The sequence below is a fragment of the Aeromonas sp. SE22 genome, assembly GCF_038739755.1.
GTDB lineage: Bacteria > Pseudomonadota > Gammaproteobacteria > Enterobacterales > Aeromonadaceae > Aeromonas > Aeromonas jandaei.
This window is the reverse complement of sequence record NZ_JBCGFD010000009.1, coordinates 1-17,496: the sequence shown is the minus strand read 5'-3', so window position 1 is coordinate 17,496 and position 17,496 is coordinate 1. Positions and strand designations below refer to the sequence as shown.

Annotated in this window: 13 protein-coding genes and 1 riboswitch; of the genes, 4 read left to right on the top strand and 9 right to left on the bottom strand. The window is 60.5% G+C overall.

All coding sequences use genetic code 11. The features are described 5' to 3' along the window. Positions 1 to 17: 17 nt before the first annotated feature. The 3 genes from glsB to trmB form a co-directional block, all read right to left on the bottom strand. Positions 18 to 938 (bottom strand): glutaminase B, encoded by a 921-nt coding sequence (gene glsB / locus AAHA39_RS14185; protein ID WP_320656364.1) that lies wholly within the window; start codon positions 936 to 938, stop codon positions 18 to 20. Positions 939 to 1,069: 131 nt separating this feature from the next. Beyond that, positions 1,070 to 1,402 (bottom strand): YggL family protein, encoded by a 333-nt coding sequence (locus AAHA39_RS14180; RefSeq protein ID WP_033112740.1) that lies wholly within the window; start codon positions 1,400 to 1,402, stop codon positions 1,070 to 1,072. Between the two features lie 48 nt (positions 1,403 to 1,450). Next, a complete protein-coding gene (trmB, locus tag AAHA39_RS14175) occupies positions 1,451 to 2,164 on the bottom strand; it encodes a tRNA (guanosine(46)-N7)-methyltransferase TrmB (protein ID WP_167556970.1) in 714 nt (237 codons plus the stop codon). A 350-nt stretch (positions 2,165 to 2,514) separates the two neighbouring features. Between trmB and AAHA39_RS14170 the strand changes: the two genes are divergently transcribed. Continuing rightward, entirely contained in the window at positions 2,515 to 3,696 is a 1,182-nt protein-coding gene (locus tag AAHA39_RS14170) for an aminotransferase-like domain-containing protein (protein ID WP_320656363.1), read from the top strand. Positions 3,697 to 3,769: 73 nt separating this feature from the next. On the opposite strand, the gene AAHA39_RS14165 is transcribed toward AAHA39_RS14170, so the two are convergent. Together AAHA39_RS14165 and AAHA39_RS14160 are read right to left on the bottom strand one after the other, a co-directional pair. Then, complete coding sequence (locus AAHA39_RS14165; protein ID WP_320656362.1) at positions 3,770 to 4,417, bottom strand: EAL domain-containing protein; 648 nt, start codon at positions 4,415 to 4,417, stop codon at positions 3,770 to 3,772. Beyond that, entirely contained in the window at positions 4,417 to 5,280 is an 864-nt protein-coding gene (locus tag AAHA39_RS14160; RefSeq protein ID WP_320656361.1) for a CSS-motif domain-containing protein, read from the bottom strand. The genes AAHA39_RS14165 and AAHA39_RS14160 overlap by 1 nt, the downstream gene beginning before the upstream one ends. 265 nt (positions 5,281 to 5,545) lie before the next feature. Here AAHA39_RS14160 and AAHA39_RS14155 point away from each other — a divergent pair, with 265 nt between their 5' ends. Continuing rightward, positions 5,546 to 6,451, top strand: a complete 906-nt coding sequence (locus AAHA39_RS14155) for a TIGR01777 family oxidoreductase (RefSeq protein WP_104014027.1) — start codon at positions 5,546 to 5,548, stop codon at positions 6,449 to 6,451. A gap of 91 nt (positions 6,452 to 6,542) precedes the next feature. Here AAHA39_RS14155 and AAHA39_RS14150 read toward each other — a convergent pair whose 3' ends face one another. Both AAHA39_RS14150 and AAHA39_RS14145 read right to left on the bottom strand, forming a co-directional pair. Beyond that, positions 6,543 to 8,990: an ABC transporter permease gene (locus AAHA39_RS14150; protein WP_320656360.1), complete on the bottom strand. Its 2,448-nt coding sequence runs from the start codon at positions 8,988 to 8,990 to the stop codon at positions 6,543 to 6,545. A gap of 36 nt (positions 8,991 to 9,026) precedes the next feature. Next, positions 9,027 to 9,722: an ABC transporter ATP-binding protein gene (locus AAHA39_RS14145; RefSeq protein ID WP_043850201.1), complete on the bottom strand. Its 696-nt coding sequence runs from the start codon at positions 9,720 to 9,722 to the stop codon at positions 9,027 to 9,029. Positions 9,723 to 9,778: 56 nt separating this feature from the next. Here AAHA39_RS14145 and AAHA39_RS14140 point away from each other — a divergent pair, with 56 nt between their 5' ends. Continuing rightward, entirely contained in the window at positions 9,779 to 10,390 is a 612-nt protein-coding gene (locus AAHA39_RS14140) for an arylesterase (protein ID WP_320656359.1), read from the top strand. Positions 10,391 to 10,482: 92 nt separating this feature from the next. Here AAHA39_RS14140 and AAHA39_RS14135 read toward each other — a convergent pair whose 3' ends face one another. Both AAHA39_RS14135 and AAHA39_RS14130 read right to left on the bottom strand, forming a co-directional pair. Further along, complete coding sequence (locus AAHA39_RS14135) at positions 10,483 to 11,427, bottom strand: chemotaxis protein CheV (RefSeq protein ID WP_033112748.1); 945 nt, start codon at positions 11,425 to 11,427, stop codon at positions 10,483 to 10,485. A 140-nt stretch (positions 11,428 to 11,567) separates the two neighbouring features. Continuing rightward, the gene (locus tag AAHA39_RS14130; protein ID WP_320656358.1) at positions 11,568 to 14,588 is read right to left on the bottom strand and encodes a glycosyl hydrolase family 18 protein; all 3,021 of its coding nucleotides are present in this window, start codon (positions 14,586 to 14,588) and stop codon (positions 11,568 to 11,570) included. A gap of 116 nt (positions 14,589 to 14,704) precedes the next feature. Then, positions 14,705 to 14,793, bottom strand: a riboswitch (cyclic di-GMP riboswitch). A gap of 292 nt (positions 14,794 to 15,085) precedes the next feature. On the opposite strand from AAHA39_RS14130, the gene AAHA39_RS14125 reads away from it, so the two are divergent. Continuing rightward, positions 15,086 to 17,272, top strand: coding sequence for an ExeM/NucH family extracellular endonuclease (locus tag AAHA39_RS14125; RefSeq protein ID WP_320656357.1), 2,187 nt, complete (start codon positions 15,086 to 15,088; stop codon positions 17,270 to 17,272). Positions 17,273 to 17,496: the final 224 nt, after the last annotated feature.

Below are 17,496 nucleotides of genomic sequence, written 5' to 3'. Positions count from 1 at the left end.
ATTCATAGTGAACAAGGTTAAAAAATGGAGCGGCCCAGACGCTCGGCCAATAACTCCAGCGCTGCCGTCCCTGCCAGCGAATTGCCCGCTTTGTTAAGCTCGGGCGACCAGACACAGACGCACAATTCTCCCGGGATCAGGGCCACGATACCACCGCCGACCCCGGACTTGCCCGGCATGCCAACCCGGTAGGCAAAGTCCCCCGCCTCGTCATAGAGGCCGCAGGTCGCGAGCAGGGCGTTGACCTGCTTGGTGGTGCGCGCCGGTAACAGCGGGGTTGTTTCGCCAAGCGGCAAGCCGCGGTTGGCCAGATAGATAAAGGTTCTCGCCAGATCAACGCAACTCATGCGGATGGCGCAGGCATTGAAATAGCTCTGCAGCACCTTGTCCACTTCGTTTTCGAAGTTGCCATAGGCCTTCATCAGATAGGCGATGGCGGCATTGCGGGCCGAGTGCTGATATTCGGAGCGGGCGACGACCTGATCCGCCATGATGGCCGGATTGCCGGAGAGGCGGCGAGCCAGCTCCAGAGTACGCTGGCGCGGTGCAGTGAGGCGGGTCTCCAGCAGATCGTTGACCACCAGAGCGCCGGCATTGATAAAGGGGTTGCGGGGTATCCCCTGCTCGAACTCGAGCTGAACCAGCGAGTTGAAGGGTTGGCCTGAGGGCTCTTTGCCGACCCGGGCCCAGATCTCCTCCTCCTGATAGAGGGTGAGGGCCAGCGTCAGGCTCAGGGCCTTGGAGATACTCTGGATGGAGAAGGGTTCGAAGGCATCACCGGCAGTGAACAGCTCCCCCTCCACGGTACAGACCGCAATGCCGAGCCGGTCGGTCGGCACCTGCGCCAGCGCAGGAATATAGTCGGCCACCTTGCCGTGCCCCAGCAGCGGGCGCACCTCTTCCAGAATGCTGGCCAGTAATTCGGATGACAACACCATAAGCAATTCCATGACTAAAGCGGGTGTGGAGATCCCATCCCCACTGACAAAAATCCCGCCAGTGGCGGGATTTGTCTATCTGACTGCGGCAGGCAGTCGACACCGGCTCGCCTGCCACAGCGAGTCTGGTATCAGGCGGGTTCGCCGTACCAGAGGTCGAACAGTTCGGTGACCACGACAGCTTCCATCCCCTTGCCTTCCAGCCAGGATTTGACGGCGGCACGGTCTTCTTCGCTGCACTTGCCCAGCTGCTGGGTGCAGATCATCCCTTCCCAGGCCAGGTGGCCGGAACCGGCGAAAGCCAGTTTGCGGGGCTCGATCACTTCATCGATCATCGCATCGACTACGGCATCGATGGTCTCTTCGGCAGTGCCGACCGGGAAGTTGAAACTGATGTCGAAACCCATTTCCTGGAATTCATCGACGCGCAGTTTCTTGCGCAGGCGGCGGCTACGATTGGCCATGATAGCTCCTCAAGTTAGTTGATACGCTAGGTGTGTTGACGTGCCAGCTCAGCTGACACGCTTGAAAATCAGATCCCAAACCCCGTGCCCCAGACGATGGCCACGTTGCTCGAATTTGGTCAGCGGGCGCCAGTCAGGGCGCGGCACCCAGTTGCCGGTGGCAGAGGTGTTCTCGTAACCCTCGGCTACGCTCATCACTTCCAGCATGTGCTCGGCATAGTTTTCCCAGTCGGTCGCCATGTGGAACACGCCACCGATGGCCAGCTTCTGGCGAATGTCCTGCGCAAAAGCCGGCTGGACGATGCGGCGCTTGTGGTGACGGCTCTTGTGCCAGGGATCCGGGAAGAAGAGCTGCAGGCAGGAGAGTGAACCGTTCGGGATCATGTGCTCCAGCACCTCGACCGCATCGTGGCAGATCACCTTCAGATTGGTGACCCCCGCTTCCTGAGCGGTACCCAGACAGGCACCCACGCCCGGGGAGTGCACTTCGATGCCGATGAAGTTCTTCTCGGGGGCATTCTTGGCCATCTCGACCAGAGAGGCGCCCATGCCAAAGCCGATCTCCAGCACCACAGGTGCCTCGCGGCCAAACAGTGCGACCAGATCGAGTTGCTTTGGCTCGAAATCGATGCCCATGACCGGCCAGAGCTCTTCCAGGGCCTTCTCCTGCCCTTTGGTCAGGCGGCCTTCGCGACGGACAAAGCTGCGGATCTTGCGCATGAACTTGCCGTCTTCGTTAAATACATCTTGGGTCACAGGCATAATGGTCTCGTTATTTCATCAATCCGGGTAATACATCTGGTGTCCGATCCCGCCGGGGGATCGCTTGCGGCCCGCTATTTCATCGCACCGCAAAAACAGGGGAGCGAATTATCCCAAGATGGGCCCAAGGCGCAAGTGTTTCGAGCAACAAATATTCCAGCCAGCCGATCCCCTGCCCCCTCACTGGCATCACTACTCCGACTAACCGCCCAATATAATCCGCAGTAGAGCCAATCCAGCCCTTTTTTAGCGATTTTTGTGACAATCATTGCCTCATTTCTGAAATCTGATACAAACGGATAACCTGGCGGTCGAATGGAGCGACCGCCCACATGCCGAGAGAATTGCCTATGCAGCCGTTTTTTGCCCAGCGCTTCGAGAAGGTCGAGCCTTCCTTTATCCGTGAAATCCTCAAAGTTGCCGCCAATCCGGAGATCATCTCCTTCGCCGGCGGCCTGCCCAATCCTCACCTGTTTCCGGTCAAGGCCATCGATCAGGCTTGTCAGGATGTGCTGCGCGAACAGGGGGCTGCAGCCCTGCAATATGCAGCCACCGAAGGGTATGCACCGCTGCGCCAGTACATTGCCGACCGCTATCTGGCCCGCCACGGCATGCAGGTCAATCCGGACAATATCCTCATCACCAGCGGCTCCCAGCAGGCGCTGGATCTGCTGGGCAAGGTGCTGATCGACGAGGGTCAGGATCTCATCATTGAAGAGCCGGGCTATCTGGGCGCCATTCAGGCCTTCTCTGTCTATCAACCGAATTTCAAGCCAATCACCCTCGGCGAAGCCGGGCTGGATCTGGCGGCGCTGGATGCGCTGCTGGCTAGCGGCTCCAATGCCAAGCTGCTCTACGGCGTCCCCAATTTCCAGAACCCGAGTGGCGTCTCCTACAGCCGAGCCAACCGCGAGGCACTGGCCGAGCGACTGGTGCGCCACGAGCTCCTGATGGTGGAAGATGATCCCTACGGCGAGCTGCGCTTCGAGGGCGAACATCTGCCCCCGATTGCCAAGCTGGCGCCAAACAATACAGTGCTGCTCGGCTCCTTCTCCAAAACCGTGGTGCCCGCCTTCCGTCTGGGCTGGATGCTGGTGCCGGAGTGGCTGCGCAAGAAGGTGACCATCGCCAAGCAGGCGACCGACCTGCACAGCAACGCCTTCAGCCAGCAGGTGCTGCACCGCTTCCTGATGGATAACTCCCTCGATGCCCATCTGGAGAAGATCAAGGAGGTCTATGGCCGTCAGCGCGCCGCCATGGAAGCCGCCCTGACTCGTCACTGCCCGCCCGGTGTCAGCTACACCAGACCGGAAGGGGGCATGTTCCTCTGGTTGACCCTGCCGGCTCATATCAGCGCCATAGCCCTGTTTGACGAGGCGATCAAAGAGAAGGTAGCCTTCGTGCCGGGCGCCCCCTTCTATGTGCGCCCCGAAATTCAGAACACCCTGCGTCTGAGCTTCTCCTGCGTCGATGAAGCGACCATCGAGGAGGGGGTCAAACGGCTGGCTCGCGCCCTCCAGCGGATGCTCTGACCCAAGCCACCGCACTGAAACAAAAAAACCAGCGAACAGTTCGCTGGTTTTTTATGCCTTCAATTAACCACCATCAGCCAAACAGGCTCTTGCAAAACTGAGCCATCGGCATGGGGCGGCCATAGAGATACCCTTGCAGATAGTCGACATGGCGATCCCGCAGATAGTCCGCCTGAGACTGCTTCTCGACCCCCTCAGCGATCAGGATCAATTCAAGCCGTTTCGCCAGATCAATCACGTTCTCGACGATATGGCTGGAGAGTGCATCCGTGCCAATCATCTCCACAAAGCTCCGGTCAATCTTGATGGCATCGACCTGAAACTGTTGCAGATAGGTCAGACTGGAGTGACCAGTGCCAAAGTCATCGATAGAGATCAACACGCCCAGCTTGCGCAATTCGGCAAACATCCGGGCCGTTGTCTCATCGGCCACCAGCAACTCCCGCTCCGTCAGCTCCAGCCCCAAATCAACGGGATTCTCCTTGAAGGCGTCGAGAAACGCCTTGCAGTCAGCCAACAGGTCAAGATCCTGAAAGTGTTTGGCACTGATATTGAAGCAAAAATGAAACTTTGCTGGCAGCTTGCCGGCATGAGGGGAGAAGTGGTCGCACACCTCGGCCATCAACAGGCTGGTCATAGGAACAATCAGCCCGCTATCTTCCGCCAGCGGGATAAAGCGATCCGGCGGAATCATCCCCTGTTTGGGGTGCTGCCAGCGCATCAGCACCTCACAGCCACGCCACTGCTCGTCTGCAGGTAGGGGATAAACTCCTCGTCGATCAACGCCCGCTTGAGCTCCTCCGATGGTGAGCTGCTACGCCCCATCAGCCGGAATGTCCCCACGCCAACCAGCAACCCCAGCAGAGGGTAGAGCAGGATGTGACCCCAGGAGTGGCGCCAGGCGTGCTCAAGATAATCCTCTCGTGTCACCCGGGTCGCCACCTGATAGGGATAACGGCTCGAAGAGAAGGCCAGATAGCCCGGCTCAGTTGCAGGTGGTACCCCTGCGACTTGTCCGCTACCAAACATGGCACGGGTGCCGACGATAAGCGCCATCGGCGAGTTCTTGCTGGAGATATCGAGGATATTGCGCAGGTAGTAACCATCGACACCAACCAGCACACTCCCCTCACCTGCGGCATGGCGAAATATCAGTAAAGGGTGATCCGGGGTAACCACATTGCCTTTGAGCAACTGCAAACGACCCGCGACATAGCTGTTTACGTCGAACACCCCATCGTAATCGCCATAAAGGGAGGAGCAGTAGATACGGCTGCCGAGCGCCAGATTGACGGAACGGACATCGGGGACGATGGCTGCCTGTTCTCGCAGCAGTTGCGCCGTATCCCTGCAGGGTTTACCCAGCATGTCCTCTACATTGGTCGCAGCCTGACGGGCATGATCCACGGTCCGGTCAAACAGGGTCAGCGAATATTGCAACCGCTGCTGGGCATCCTTGTTCACTTCCGACATGGTTTGCCAGGCCACTGTCAGCTCCCCCAGTACCAGTAACGCACCACCCGCGAGCAGGGCAGCAAAAAGCCTTGCACGCAGCTTGCTTGTTTTCAGACGATGAAATGGCATGGCTTACTCTTCGTATACAGGAGGTAGCTACCGAGGTAGCGGATGGCAGCCCGGGCCTTGGCCACAAGCAGTAGCAATGATAACGATTCAGTAACAGCCTCTCACACCACAAAAATCCATCAACAGAGGCCAACGATTAAATGTATTGCCCGACAGTCGGGAAAGGGCTCACCATCTTGCTCCACTAGCCCGGGGTTGGCACGCAACTTGTCCATCGGGATCAGGGCCATTAGAGTAGAACAAACGACCGCAGGAGCGCGCAACGATGAAGATTCTGATTACCGGAGGAACCGGTTTTATTGGCCGCCGTCTGGTGGCCCATCTCAAGGTCAATCACGACGTGGTCGTCCTGAGCCGACAAGGCAGTCGCGCCTACTCCCTGCTTGGCCACGATGTCCAGATCATCGATAGCCTCGACAGCCTAGATGATCTCAACGATGTGGATGCGGTGATCAATCTGGCAGGCGAACCCATAGCCGCAGGCCGCTGGAGCGAGCAGCGCAAACAGCTGCTCTGCGACAGCCGCTGGCTGCTGACCGAGCAGCTGGTCGATCTTATCAAGCTCTCCACAACGCCCCCCAGGGTGCTGATCAACGCCTCCGCCATCGGCTGGTATGGCAGGCAGGGGGCAGAGCCCCTCGACGAGCAGTGCCGCTCACCCCATCAGGAGTTCACCCACCAGCTCTGTCAGCAGTGGGAAACCTTGGCGCAGGAAGCCGGCAGCAAGCAGACCCGGGTCTGCATCGTGCGGATCGGGCTGGTGCTCGGTATGGATGGCGGCGCCCTGCCAAAAATGCTGCCCCCCTATCGCCTCGGTCTTGGCGGCCCCATGGGCAGTGGCAATCAGATGATGAGCTGGATCCATGTGCAGGATCTGGTGCGCGCCATGCTGTTTCTGCTGGAACACGAGGAGTGCAACGGTATCTTCAACGGCACGGCGCCTCATCCTGTCAGCAACCGGGAGTTCAGCCAGACCCTGGCTCGCACCCTCCATCGCCCGCACCTCTTTTTCGTCCCGGCACCGCTGCTGCAACTGGTGATGGGAGAGGCGGCCGATCTGCTGCTGACCGGGCAAAACGTACTGCCCGCGCATCTGCAACAGGCCGGCTTCCACTTTACCTACCCCCAGCTGCCGCAGGCACTGACCGATCTGTTGCGAGAGACTCGCTAACACTTCCCCTAACCACCACAGGCCGCACAACAATCAGCCCGACCACTGGTCGGGCTGATTCTCTCCAGCACCTGTACACTCGAGGGCCTGATTACAATAATCCCTGACCCAGACCACGCAGCCGATCACTTAGGGTGCCCGCCAGCAGCTGGCGCCGCATTCCCTGACCGGCCAGGGTGACCAGCAGCGCCCCCAGGGTTGGCAACCCGAGCCAGATGCGCCAGTGGAACTGCCACTGGCCATCAAACCACCAGAACTGCAGAGCAAAGGCACACAACTCCACCACCATGGCGGCACAGAGCCCGGCCAGCAAGCCGCTCGCCACCAGCTCCCAGCGCAGCATCTTGCCAAGCAGCGCGCTGCCAGCCCCCAGAGTGCGCATCAACAGCAGTTCGCGCCGCCGCTGGGCCATGCTGGCCTGAGTCTGGGTCAGCAGCACCAGCAGCGCCGCCACAGTCACCAGCCCCAGCATCAGGGCCAGCGCCCGGCTCACCTGCTCCGAAACCCGGGTCAGCCGCACGATGAGATCATCCACATCAATCAGGCTCACCGTCGGATGGTGGCGGATCAGCCCCACCTCGGCGGCACGCCCCTCTGGTGGCAGCCGATAGCTGCCGATCCAGGTGCGGGAGAAGGGGGCCAGCAGATCGGATGAGAAGATCATGTAGAAGTTGGGCCGCATGTTGTCCCACTTGATGCTGCGCAGACTGGTGACCCGGGCCCCGAAGCTGCGCCCCTCGATGGTAAATGCAAGCATGTCCCCCAGCTTGATATCGAGCCGTTTGGCCAGTTCGCTGTCGACCGATACCTCGCCGGGGCCGGAGAGCCATTTCCCTGCCACCAGCTTGTTGTCGGCTGGCAGGGTCGCCGTGGTAGTAAAGTTGAGCTCCCGATCGACCCCTTCACGACCGCTGCGAGCCCCTTCCCCCACCGCATCACCGGCGATATGGGTCAGGCGCCCGCGCACCATGGGATAGAAGTCGGAGGTAACGGCGCCAGCTCCCGCCAGTTCGCTCAGGATCCCTTCCCGCTCGTTCTCGGCCACATTGACCAGAAACCGGTTGGGGGCATCGGCCGGCAAACGGGCGGAGAACTCCTCCAGCAGATCGATGCGAACCGCCCAGAGCAAACCAAACAGCATCAGCGCCAGCGCAAAACCGGCCAGCTGGAACAGACCGCTGCGCCGTTCGCGCGACAGGTGGGCCAACGCCAGCCGCAGGGCGTGCGGACCATTCACCCGTGCCCCCAATCGCAACATCAGGGAGGCCAGCAGAGCCAGCAGCCCCATCAGCAGACCCATTCCTCCCACCAAACCCAGCGCCAGCCGCACATCGGCGGTAAAGCCCCATACCAGCGCAAACAGGCCGAGCAGACCGACCGGCAGCGCCAGCCAGGGGGGGATCCCCGCCTCCAGCTCGCGGCGCAACACCCGCAGCGGCGGCACTTTCAGCAGCCGCAAGAAGGGGATAAAGGCGAGCAGCAGGGTGATAAAGAGGGCAACCGCCACTCCCAGCGCAAAGGGGCGCCAGGAGGGGGGCGGCAGATCCGGTGGCAGCAACTCACCCAGCAGTTGCAACGTGAACCACTGCATGATGGTGCCCGCCACCAGCCCCAGCAGGGCGCCGATCAGGGTCAGCGACAGCAACAGCCCGCTCATCAGTTGCCACAGACTGGTGCGCGATGCCCCCAAGGTCTTGAGCAGCGCCACCATATTGGTCTGGCGCTCGGCAAAGTGACGTACCGCGATGCCCATCGCCAGCGCGCCCAGCAGCACGCCGCAGAGGGACGCCAGCCGGAAGAAGCGCTCGGCATTGACCAGCGAGCGGCCCACCTGGGATTCACTGTCATCGGGGGTGATCCACTTCTGCCCGGCCTGCAGCTGAGGAACCAGCCAGCGCTCATAGCGGGCCAGTGCCTCTCGCGACCCTTTGAAGAGATAGCGCCACTGCTGACGACTGCCCGGCAGCAGGGCGCCGGTCGCCTCGATGTCGGCGCTGTGGATGAGCGCCCGCGGCGCCAGCAGGAAGGGACTGAAACCCTGATCGGGCTCCTCGCCAAGCTGGCCAGCCACCTTGAGCACCGTATTGCCCACCTCCAGCTCATCCCCCACCTTGGCCGCCAGCAACTGCATTACCCGGGCGGAGAGCCAGATTTCACCGGGAGCTGGAGCCCGGGCCGGGGTCAGCTCCAGCTTGCCGTAGAAGGGAAAGCCGTCGGGCACCGCCCGGATTGAGGCGAGCTGCAGCGCATCGCCGTGAAACAGCATGCTGTTGAAACTGACCGTGGTCTGCAACGCCAGACCATCTTTTTGTGCCTGCAGCAACCAGCCATCCGGAACCGCAGTGGCAGTGCGCAGCACCCGATCCGCCCCGATAAAGTCGCGGCCCGATGCCTTGAGCCCGGCCTCCAGCCGATCTGCCACCAGCGCCACGCTGAGCACACAGGCCACACTCAGGGCCAGCGCCAACACAAACCAGCGCAGCTCGCCGCTCCATCCTTCCCGGCGCAGCAGTCGCCATCCCAATCGCCACTGCATCATCCCTGACCACCTCCGCTCACTCGCCTGCCCCATGCGTTACACCACGGCATGACTCACCTCGCGCTCCAGCCTGCCTGCCGCCATCACCAGCTGACGCTGGCACCGGCTGGCCAGCTCTTGGTCATGGGTCACCACCACCAGCGTGGTGCCGTGCTTGCGGTTGAGCTCAAACAGCAACTCAATCACCTTGTCGCCGGTCTTGCTGTCGAGGTTGCCGGTCGGCTCGTCCGCCAGCAGCAGGCTGGGTCGGGTCATGAAGGCGCGGGCGATGGCCACCCGCTGCTGCTCGCCACCGGAGAGCCGTGGCGGCATATGGTGCAGACGTTCGCCAAGCCCTACCGCCGCCAGCAGTTCACGGGCTCTTGGCTCGCAGTCACGCTCACCGCGCAGCTCGGCAGGGAGCATCACGTTCTCGAGCGCCGTCATGGTCGGGAGCAGCAGGAATGACTGGAAGACAAAGCCGATCTGCTCGGCGCGCAATCTGGCCCGCCCCTCCTCATCCAGCTCGCCGAGTGACTTGCCGAGAATTTCGATGGAGCCAAGACTCGGCAGATCGAGCCCGGCCAGCAATCCGAGCAAAGTAGACTTGCCTGACCCGGAGGCGCCGACCAGTGCCACCGTCTCGCCGCTATTGACTTGCAGATCGATCCCTTCAAGGATGGTGAGGCTTTCCTGGCCGAGGCTGACCGATTTGCCGAGGCCCTTGACGACAATAATGGGGGTTGAACTCATGCTCGATATCCTTTGTCCCAATCCCTTGATGGCAATCCATAGCGGGAGTTGAATTGATGGTGCGTATTCTGTTTGCCTTGCTGGTTGGCCTCGGCAGCCTGCTCTCGTCGGTTCAGGCCCAGACTCTGCTGGTGCTCGGCGACAGCCTGAGCGCCGGTTATCAGATGCAGGAGAAGCAGAGCTGGCCAGCCCTGCTTGAACAAAAATGGCAGAACGAGGGGGGCGAGCACACCCTCATCAATGCCAGCGTCAGCGGTGAGACCACCCAGGGCGGACTGGCGCGCCTGCCCGCCCTGCTGGAGCAGCATCAGCCGGACTGGCTGCTGATCGAGCTGGGGGGCAACGACGGCCTGCGCGGCTTTGCCCCTGCCATTACCCGCCAGAATCTGGCCAGCATGATTGCCCTTGCCAAAGAGAAGCAGATTCAGGTCGCACTGACCCAGATCCAGCTGCCCCGCAACTACGGAGCCCGCTATCTGCGACAGTTCGAGCAGATCTTCCCGGAACTCGCCGAGACCAACAAGCTGCCCCTGCTCCCCTTCTTCATGGATGATATTGCGCTTCGCCCTGAACTTATGATGAACGATGGCATTCACCCTACCCCGGCGGCGCAGCCGCAGATCCGCGACAAGGTGGCCCGTTTCATGGAGCCACTGATGAGCCGCTGACGCCTCGGCAACCGCTGTGTCATATATACGACGACAGATAAACAAACATCCCGCCGAGGCGGGATGTTTTTTATTGCTAACGGTATGGCGGGTTACTTTTCCAGAACCTGACGCAGCCGCTCCTGCGCCACGCCGACCAGCAAGTCGGGCTGGAATTTGGAGATAAAGCGGTCACACCCCACCTTCTTGACCATGGCTTCGTTGAAGTTGCCGCTCAGGGAAGTATTAAGGGTGATGAAGAGATCGGCCATGCGCGGATCGCTGCGCACTTCGTGGGTCAGGCGATAGCCATCCATCTCCGGCATCTCCGCATCGGTGATCATCAACAGGATCTCGTTGGTCACCTTCTTGCCGGCATCGCACCATCCCTTGAGCAGGGTCAGCGCCTGCAAGCCGTCCTGACACTCGATAACCTCAAGCCCCAGCTGCCCCAGCGTCTCGCGTACCTGATTGCGGGCAGTGCTGGAGTCATCGACGATAAGCACCTTGCGGCCGTGCATCTCGGGCAGAATATCCCGATCCAGCACCTCTTCGGAGATGCTGATGTCGTAGGTGATGATCTCCGCCAGCACCTTCTCCACATCGATGATCTCGACAATCTGATCCACCCCGTCTTCCGGAATGCGGGTAATGGCGGTGAGGTAGTTGGCGCGCCCGGCCGAGCGCGGCGGCGGCAGGATATCCTTCCAGGTCATGTTGACGATGTTGGCTACCTGCCCCACCAGAAAGCCCTGAATGGTGCGGTTGTATTCGGTGATGATGAGGTTGGATTCACTGTCGACCGGCATGGGACGCATGCCGATGGCGCTGCGCAGATTGATCACCGGGATCGAGGTGCCGCGGATATTGGCCACCCCGCTGATATTGTGGTGAGAGCCCGGCATCTTGTTGAGGTGCGGCAGCTTGACCACTTCTCGCACCTTGAAGACGTTGATGGCAAACATCTGGCGGGTGCCGAGACGGAACATCAACAACTCCAGGCGGTTTTCCCCTACCAGCTGGGTTCGTTGATCAACTGAATCCAATATACTCGCCATATGCTGACATCCATCTGATTATTAATCGACTTCTATTATAGAGGCTGCCTGCCAGGAAAGGCAGACGCATTTTCAACCAGATCGACCATGCAGATAAAAAAAGTGAGGCCTAAGCCTCACTTATCTCCTTGATTTAAAAATCAATAACTGCAGACAGACTTCCAGCTGCCATCGGTGGCCTTGGGTTCACTGCTGGTCCACCAGTTGGCCTGCCACACCACCTTGTTGTGAGTGATGCGATCACCTGCGTTGGCATGATCCCCTTGCGGCCAGGTCGGGTAAGCCTTGTAGGCTGCCGGGTTGATATTCAGGCTGCTGCAGGTAGCCCCACCCTCACCGCCTCCCAGAACCGCTTCCGGCAAGGTCGGGAACTCGGCCTTGAGACCCGCGGTCTGGCTGCCGCTGATGATGCGGATGCCACTCGGCACGCCTGCGGCCGGCAGATAGTAGGTCATCGCCACTTCCACATCGCTGCCCGGCGTCCAGGCTTTCCAGGTCGGCAGCGTCAGAGCCACCTTGTGGAAATCCTTCTCGTTGGCAATACCATCGGAGTTCTGGTTGCCGCCGCTCTCCACCACTTTCAGCCCCATCCCGCTCTGGTCGGTGATGGTGTCAGAGGTAGAGGTGGGCACCAGGAACTCGATGCGGGCACCGCCCGGAATGGTCTGGGTCGAGTTGTTGGTGAGCTTCAGGGTCGGGTTGATCGGATAGTTGGAATCACCCTCCTTGAAGCCGGAGAGGCTCACCGCGATGTCGAGCTGGGCCGCCGGAGCTGCCAGATCGTTCTGCTTGACGTTGTACTTGGTCGCCTTGGCAAACTTGTCATAGGCGAGCGTGGTCAGGGTATCCCCCATGCCGTACTCTTTTTTCACCGGATCATAGGCGTAGTCACCCGCCATCTCCCAGAACATCACGCCACCCAGACCACGATTGACGATGTAGTCGAGCTTGTGACCCATGGACTCCTCATCCTCGGTGGAGAGGAACACCTTTTTCTCCTCGTTCCACAGCCAGGGGGCATGAGCCTTGTCGTCGTAGTAACGGACATACTTGCCCTGCATCACGTGGGCCGGGTTGTTGGGATCCAGACCCCAGGCCTGACCGTAGCTCGGCATGCTGGTGATCCCCAAATCGGCTGCGTGCTCCAGGTTCTTGGCATGCCACATGGGGACGGCGCCACCGCCGATCTCCTTGCCGTTCTTGTCCAGATCGTGCCAGATGTTGTCGATGCCGACCGCCCCGTTGCCGCACGGAATGGTGCCGCCACCGGTACCCGGCTGGCAATTGCTCTGGCTCGGCAGTGCTGCCTTGCCGCCCAGACCGTGGGTGCCACCGCTGACCCCCTGCCAACCGCGGGTGTAATAGGGCACACCCACGTTGATCTTGCCGGCCGCCAGCGCACCACGGAAGTAGTGAGCAGACCAGGCCGCGTTGAGGTAACCGATGCCACCAAACTCTTTCTGGGTGTAGACGCCCCACTGCGCCAGCTCGGCGTCTGCCTTGTTGTCAAACAGGGCGGCGTTGTGGCCGACAAAGTGGTTCCAGGCACCGTGGAAGTCGTAGGTCATCAGGTTGACGTAGTCGAGGTACTGGGTGACCTGGAAGTTCTCCATGCCGCGCAGCAGATAGGCGGAAGCTGGCGAGGCGATGGTCAGCATGTACTTGCGGCCATCCTCGCTGCCCGCCGCATCCAGCTTGCTGCGCAGGGTCTGCATCATCACCTTGTAGTTGGCAAACAGCTTGCTGCGGCACTGGTTGGAGAGCGGGAAGTCGTTGGGGTTGCCCGCATCCTTCATGGAGGTGGGGTATTCGTAGTCGATATCGACCCCGTCAAAACCGTACTGACGGATAAAACTCACCGCAGACGTGGCAAGCGCATTGATGCCATCGGTGTTGACCGAGCAGTCGCCCTTGGTGGTGGCGGTGTAGAAGCCACGAGTATCGGCCCAGCCCCCGACCGAGATCAGGGTTTTCACGTCCGGATACTGCTTCTTGAACTTCGACAGCAGGTTGAAGTGCCCCTTGTAGGCGAACTCCGGATCCATCTCGGCACCCGGCACGCCATCCCAGGTCATCTTGGTCGCCGAGTCATCCACCTTGATGGTGTGGCTCTGCTCGTCCACCGCCGCGAAGGCGTAGTTGATGTGGGTGATCTTGCTCCACGGAATGTCGCTCACCAGATAGGCGGGCAGACCGTTCTTGCCAGTGCGCCAGGAGGTGAAGTAGCCGATGACCCGACGGGCATGGTCATCCCCCATGCACTCGTAGCCATCCGGGCGGTAGATCTGGCGGATATCGCAGGAGAGGTTGCCACCGGAGGGTGGCAGCGCAGCCTCCTCGACAGTGACGTTCACTGCTGCCGACTCTCCGACCAGATTGGTCTTGTCGGTGGCGACCAGCTTGAGGGCGGCACTGCCCTTGGCATCCGGCGTCCAGTTGACCTGCCAGGGGGCGGCATTGTCTTCCCCTACCTTCTTGCCATCGACAAACAGCTCGACTTTAGCTACATCGTTGTTGGCATCGGTGACGTTGCCGCTCAACGCCACGCTGCGACCCAGCGTTACCTTGGCACCACTGGCCGGGCTGCTGATGCTCACCTTGGGCGCCTCTGGCGCCACCACGGCAGCGACGTTGAAGCTCGAATCCGCCTCGCTCAGTACCTTGCCATCCTTATCCAGTGCCCGCGCTTTCAGGGCGTGCGCCCCAACGCCCGCAGCACTCCAGCTGGCGCCCCAGGGCGAGGCGCTGGCCGTGGCAGCAAGCTTGCCGTCGATAAGGTATTCCACCCGAACCAGCGCCGTCACCGGACCACTCAGGGTCACCGCCAGCGCCACGCTGGCACCTTCGTTGAAGCTGGCACCGGCAGCCGGAGAGCTGACGGCCACGCCGAGCGCCGGTGGTGGAACTTCACCGCCATAGAGCTTCCAGGCATCCGCCCAGACCACCCCGACACCGGGTTCATAGTGATAGGGTGATGCCCCGCACCAACCCGAGTAGGGGAACTCTTTGCATTCATAGAGGGCGCCGGCATTGCTGACGATGTCACCGGCTTTATAGGCAGTACCGGCCTTGTAGGCGGGATAGGCTGCCTGCGCCCAGGCGGGCATGGCAGCGATGGCCACCAGCACGGCAAGCCGGCTGGGCCTCAGGAACTGTTGCATATTGTTATCTTCCTTGTTTTGTCTTGGCATTGGTGACCAAGGCAAAGCACAAGCGCAACCTGCGTGAAGGGAGGGAGACTACCGGCCATGGACTCGCCGCACACTGCCTCTTCACCCGGGGAAACCCCGCTATCTGGATCATCATCTGATCGGAAGACCGGAGGTATTGCGTCCCGGTATTTCGACCGGTTTGCCCTTTACCTGGGTTCCGTGAGGAACAAGTCGAGTATAGAAAGCAGACACCCGAGTCTCAATCTTCATTCTCGAAGAAAAATATGTGGTTGCCAGCGGGATCACACTTTCCCGCCCCCTTTGATAAGTTTTTTATCATTAATTTCAGAGTGTTAGCCAGATCAAAAAACGCCAACCTGCGCTCATTTGCATCCCGGTAATGTGCGTTGGCTCACTGGTACGACATGCCGGAAATGTGACAATGCGCGCCCTTGGTCAACGACCAGGGCTATGGAAACACTGGCAAAAATAAAAAAGGAACACTTATGAAAGGTACTCGCACCCTACTGTCGCTGGCCGTGGGGCTGGCCCTCGCTGCCCCCGGCGCCCACGCCGCCTTCGTCTGCCCCTCCGATCCGGCGCAACTCACCCCCATTCCGACCATTCAGGGAACAGGCTCAGGGAGCCAGTTCGCGACCGACACCGTGACCGATAAAAACGGCAACATCACGGGAAAAATCAGTCCGGGTACCTTCATGGTGCGCGGTGTCGTCACCACCCTCGGCCAGAGCCTGACCAAAGGCTTCTATCTGACTGATCCGGCGGGAGATGGCAACCCGGCCACTTCGGACGGTATCTTCGTCTATCTCAATGACAGCAAACTTGCGACCAACTACCCGACTCTCAAGCCGGGGGCTGAAGTCTGCCTTGAAGCCAGGGTCGAGGAGTACTACGGCGGCACCCAGCTCAAACCCACTTTCGAGGCCAACAAAGCCCGCCTGCAGGTCACAGCACAGGGGTTGACGGTGCCGACCAGCGTATTGCAGGTCAATGAAGGGGAGACGCTGGCGCAGGCGCTCAATCGCCACGAAGGGATGCGGGTACGGCTCGACAGCAGCAGCGATCTGCATCTGACCCGCAACTACGGCTTCGACTACAAGGTTTATCGCAACAACGTCGAGCTCTCCCACAAGGCGCCGTTGCTCAAGCCGACCCAGCTCCATATTGCCAGCAGCCCGAAAGCGGTCGCTCTGGCCGCCAAAAATGGCAGCAACCGGCTGGTGGTCGAGTCTGATTACAAGGCGCAGGATGGCGTACTGCCCTGGTTCCCGGGCTGGGATGCCGATCAGGGCTATCTGCGTATCGGTGATCAACTGACCGGGCTGGAGGGGGTCATCGTCTACAACAAGGATGCCTTCCGTCTGGTAGTGCCGAGCGATGTCACCCTGAGCGCCGGCGCCCTGCTGCGCACACCGGAAGATGACCGCCAACCGGCCCCCGCCCGGGCCACTGGCAGCGATCTGCGGATCGGCAGCTTCAACGTACTCAACTACTTCACCAGCCACTCCAGCATTGGTGGCGCGCTCAACGTGCTGTGCAAAGATCAGGCGGATGCCGACAACGCCAAAGGGTGCAACCGCGGCGCCAAGAGTCAGGCCGACTTCGAGAAGCAGCGCACCAAGATCGTCAACGCCATCACCGAGATGGATGCCGATCTGCTCGGCCTGATGGAGATGGAGAACAACGGCTTTGGCGACAACTCCGCCATCAACAATCTGGTGACCCGCCTCAACGAGCAACAGAAGGATGCGAGCAAGCGCTACGCCTATGTCCGCCTGCCAGCAAGCCTGCTCACCAGCGAGAAATTCTTCGGTGGCGACGCCATCATGGTGGCCATGATCTATCGCCCGGCCCTGCTCACCCCGGCCAGCGAGGCAAACGTCATCCGCATGCCGGAGCAGCGCTATACCACGGGTGGCGTGGCCAAAACCGCCGGCCAGCGCGATTCTCTGGTGCAGAGCTTTACCGTCGCTGGCAGCAAGGATCCTCTGACGCTGGTGGTCAACCACCTCAAGTCCAAAGGCTCGGGCTGCTATGAAAACGGCGATGGCAAGACAGAACCGGCCGACCTGCAAGGCAAGTGTACCGAGTTCCGTGTGAGCGCGGCCAAGGTGCTAGGTGAAGCGGTCAGCAAGCTGCCGGGACAGGTGCTGCTGGTGGGCGACTTCAACTCCTACGCCAAGGAGGATCCGATCCGGGTGCTGACCGATTACAACCCGGCTGCCAGCGAGCGCAAGATTGTTTCGGCCTCCCATACCTTTATTGGTGAGCAATCCTATGAACAGCTCGGTCGCGAGGTGACTCGCAACTATGGCCTGATCGATCTCAACGTCAAGTTCAACAAGGAGAAAGCCATCTCCTACAGCTATGACAGCGAACTCGGTACCCTCGACTATGCTCTCGCCAATCCGGCGCTGGCCAGCAAGGTGGCGAACGTGGCCGACTGGCACATCAACTCCTTCGAGAGCAGCCTGTTCGAGTACGGCAACCAGTACACCGGCACCCTGCTGAAATCGGATAATCCGTTCAGCGCCTCCGACCACGACCCCATCATCGTCGATCTGAAAATGAAGGGTGATGCCGTCAAACCGGATCACGGCTCAAGTGGCGGTGGTGCACTGGGGCTCGGCCTGCTGGCCCTGCTACCGCTGGCCTGGCGCCGTCGGCGCTAACCGGCAACCCGCTTGAACGTAGCCAAAAGCCCGCGATACCCGCGGGCTTTTCAGTTTTGGCCATTTGATTTGCAAATGAAAGGCAGGAAAGCATGGGGGAAAATAAATGCCTGAGAAAACAAAAAGGCCACCGCAATGCGGTGGCCTTTTCTACTTTCTTTACGAAAGGTGGTGGAGCTACGCGGGATCGAACCGCGGACCTCTTGCATGCCATGCAAGCGCTC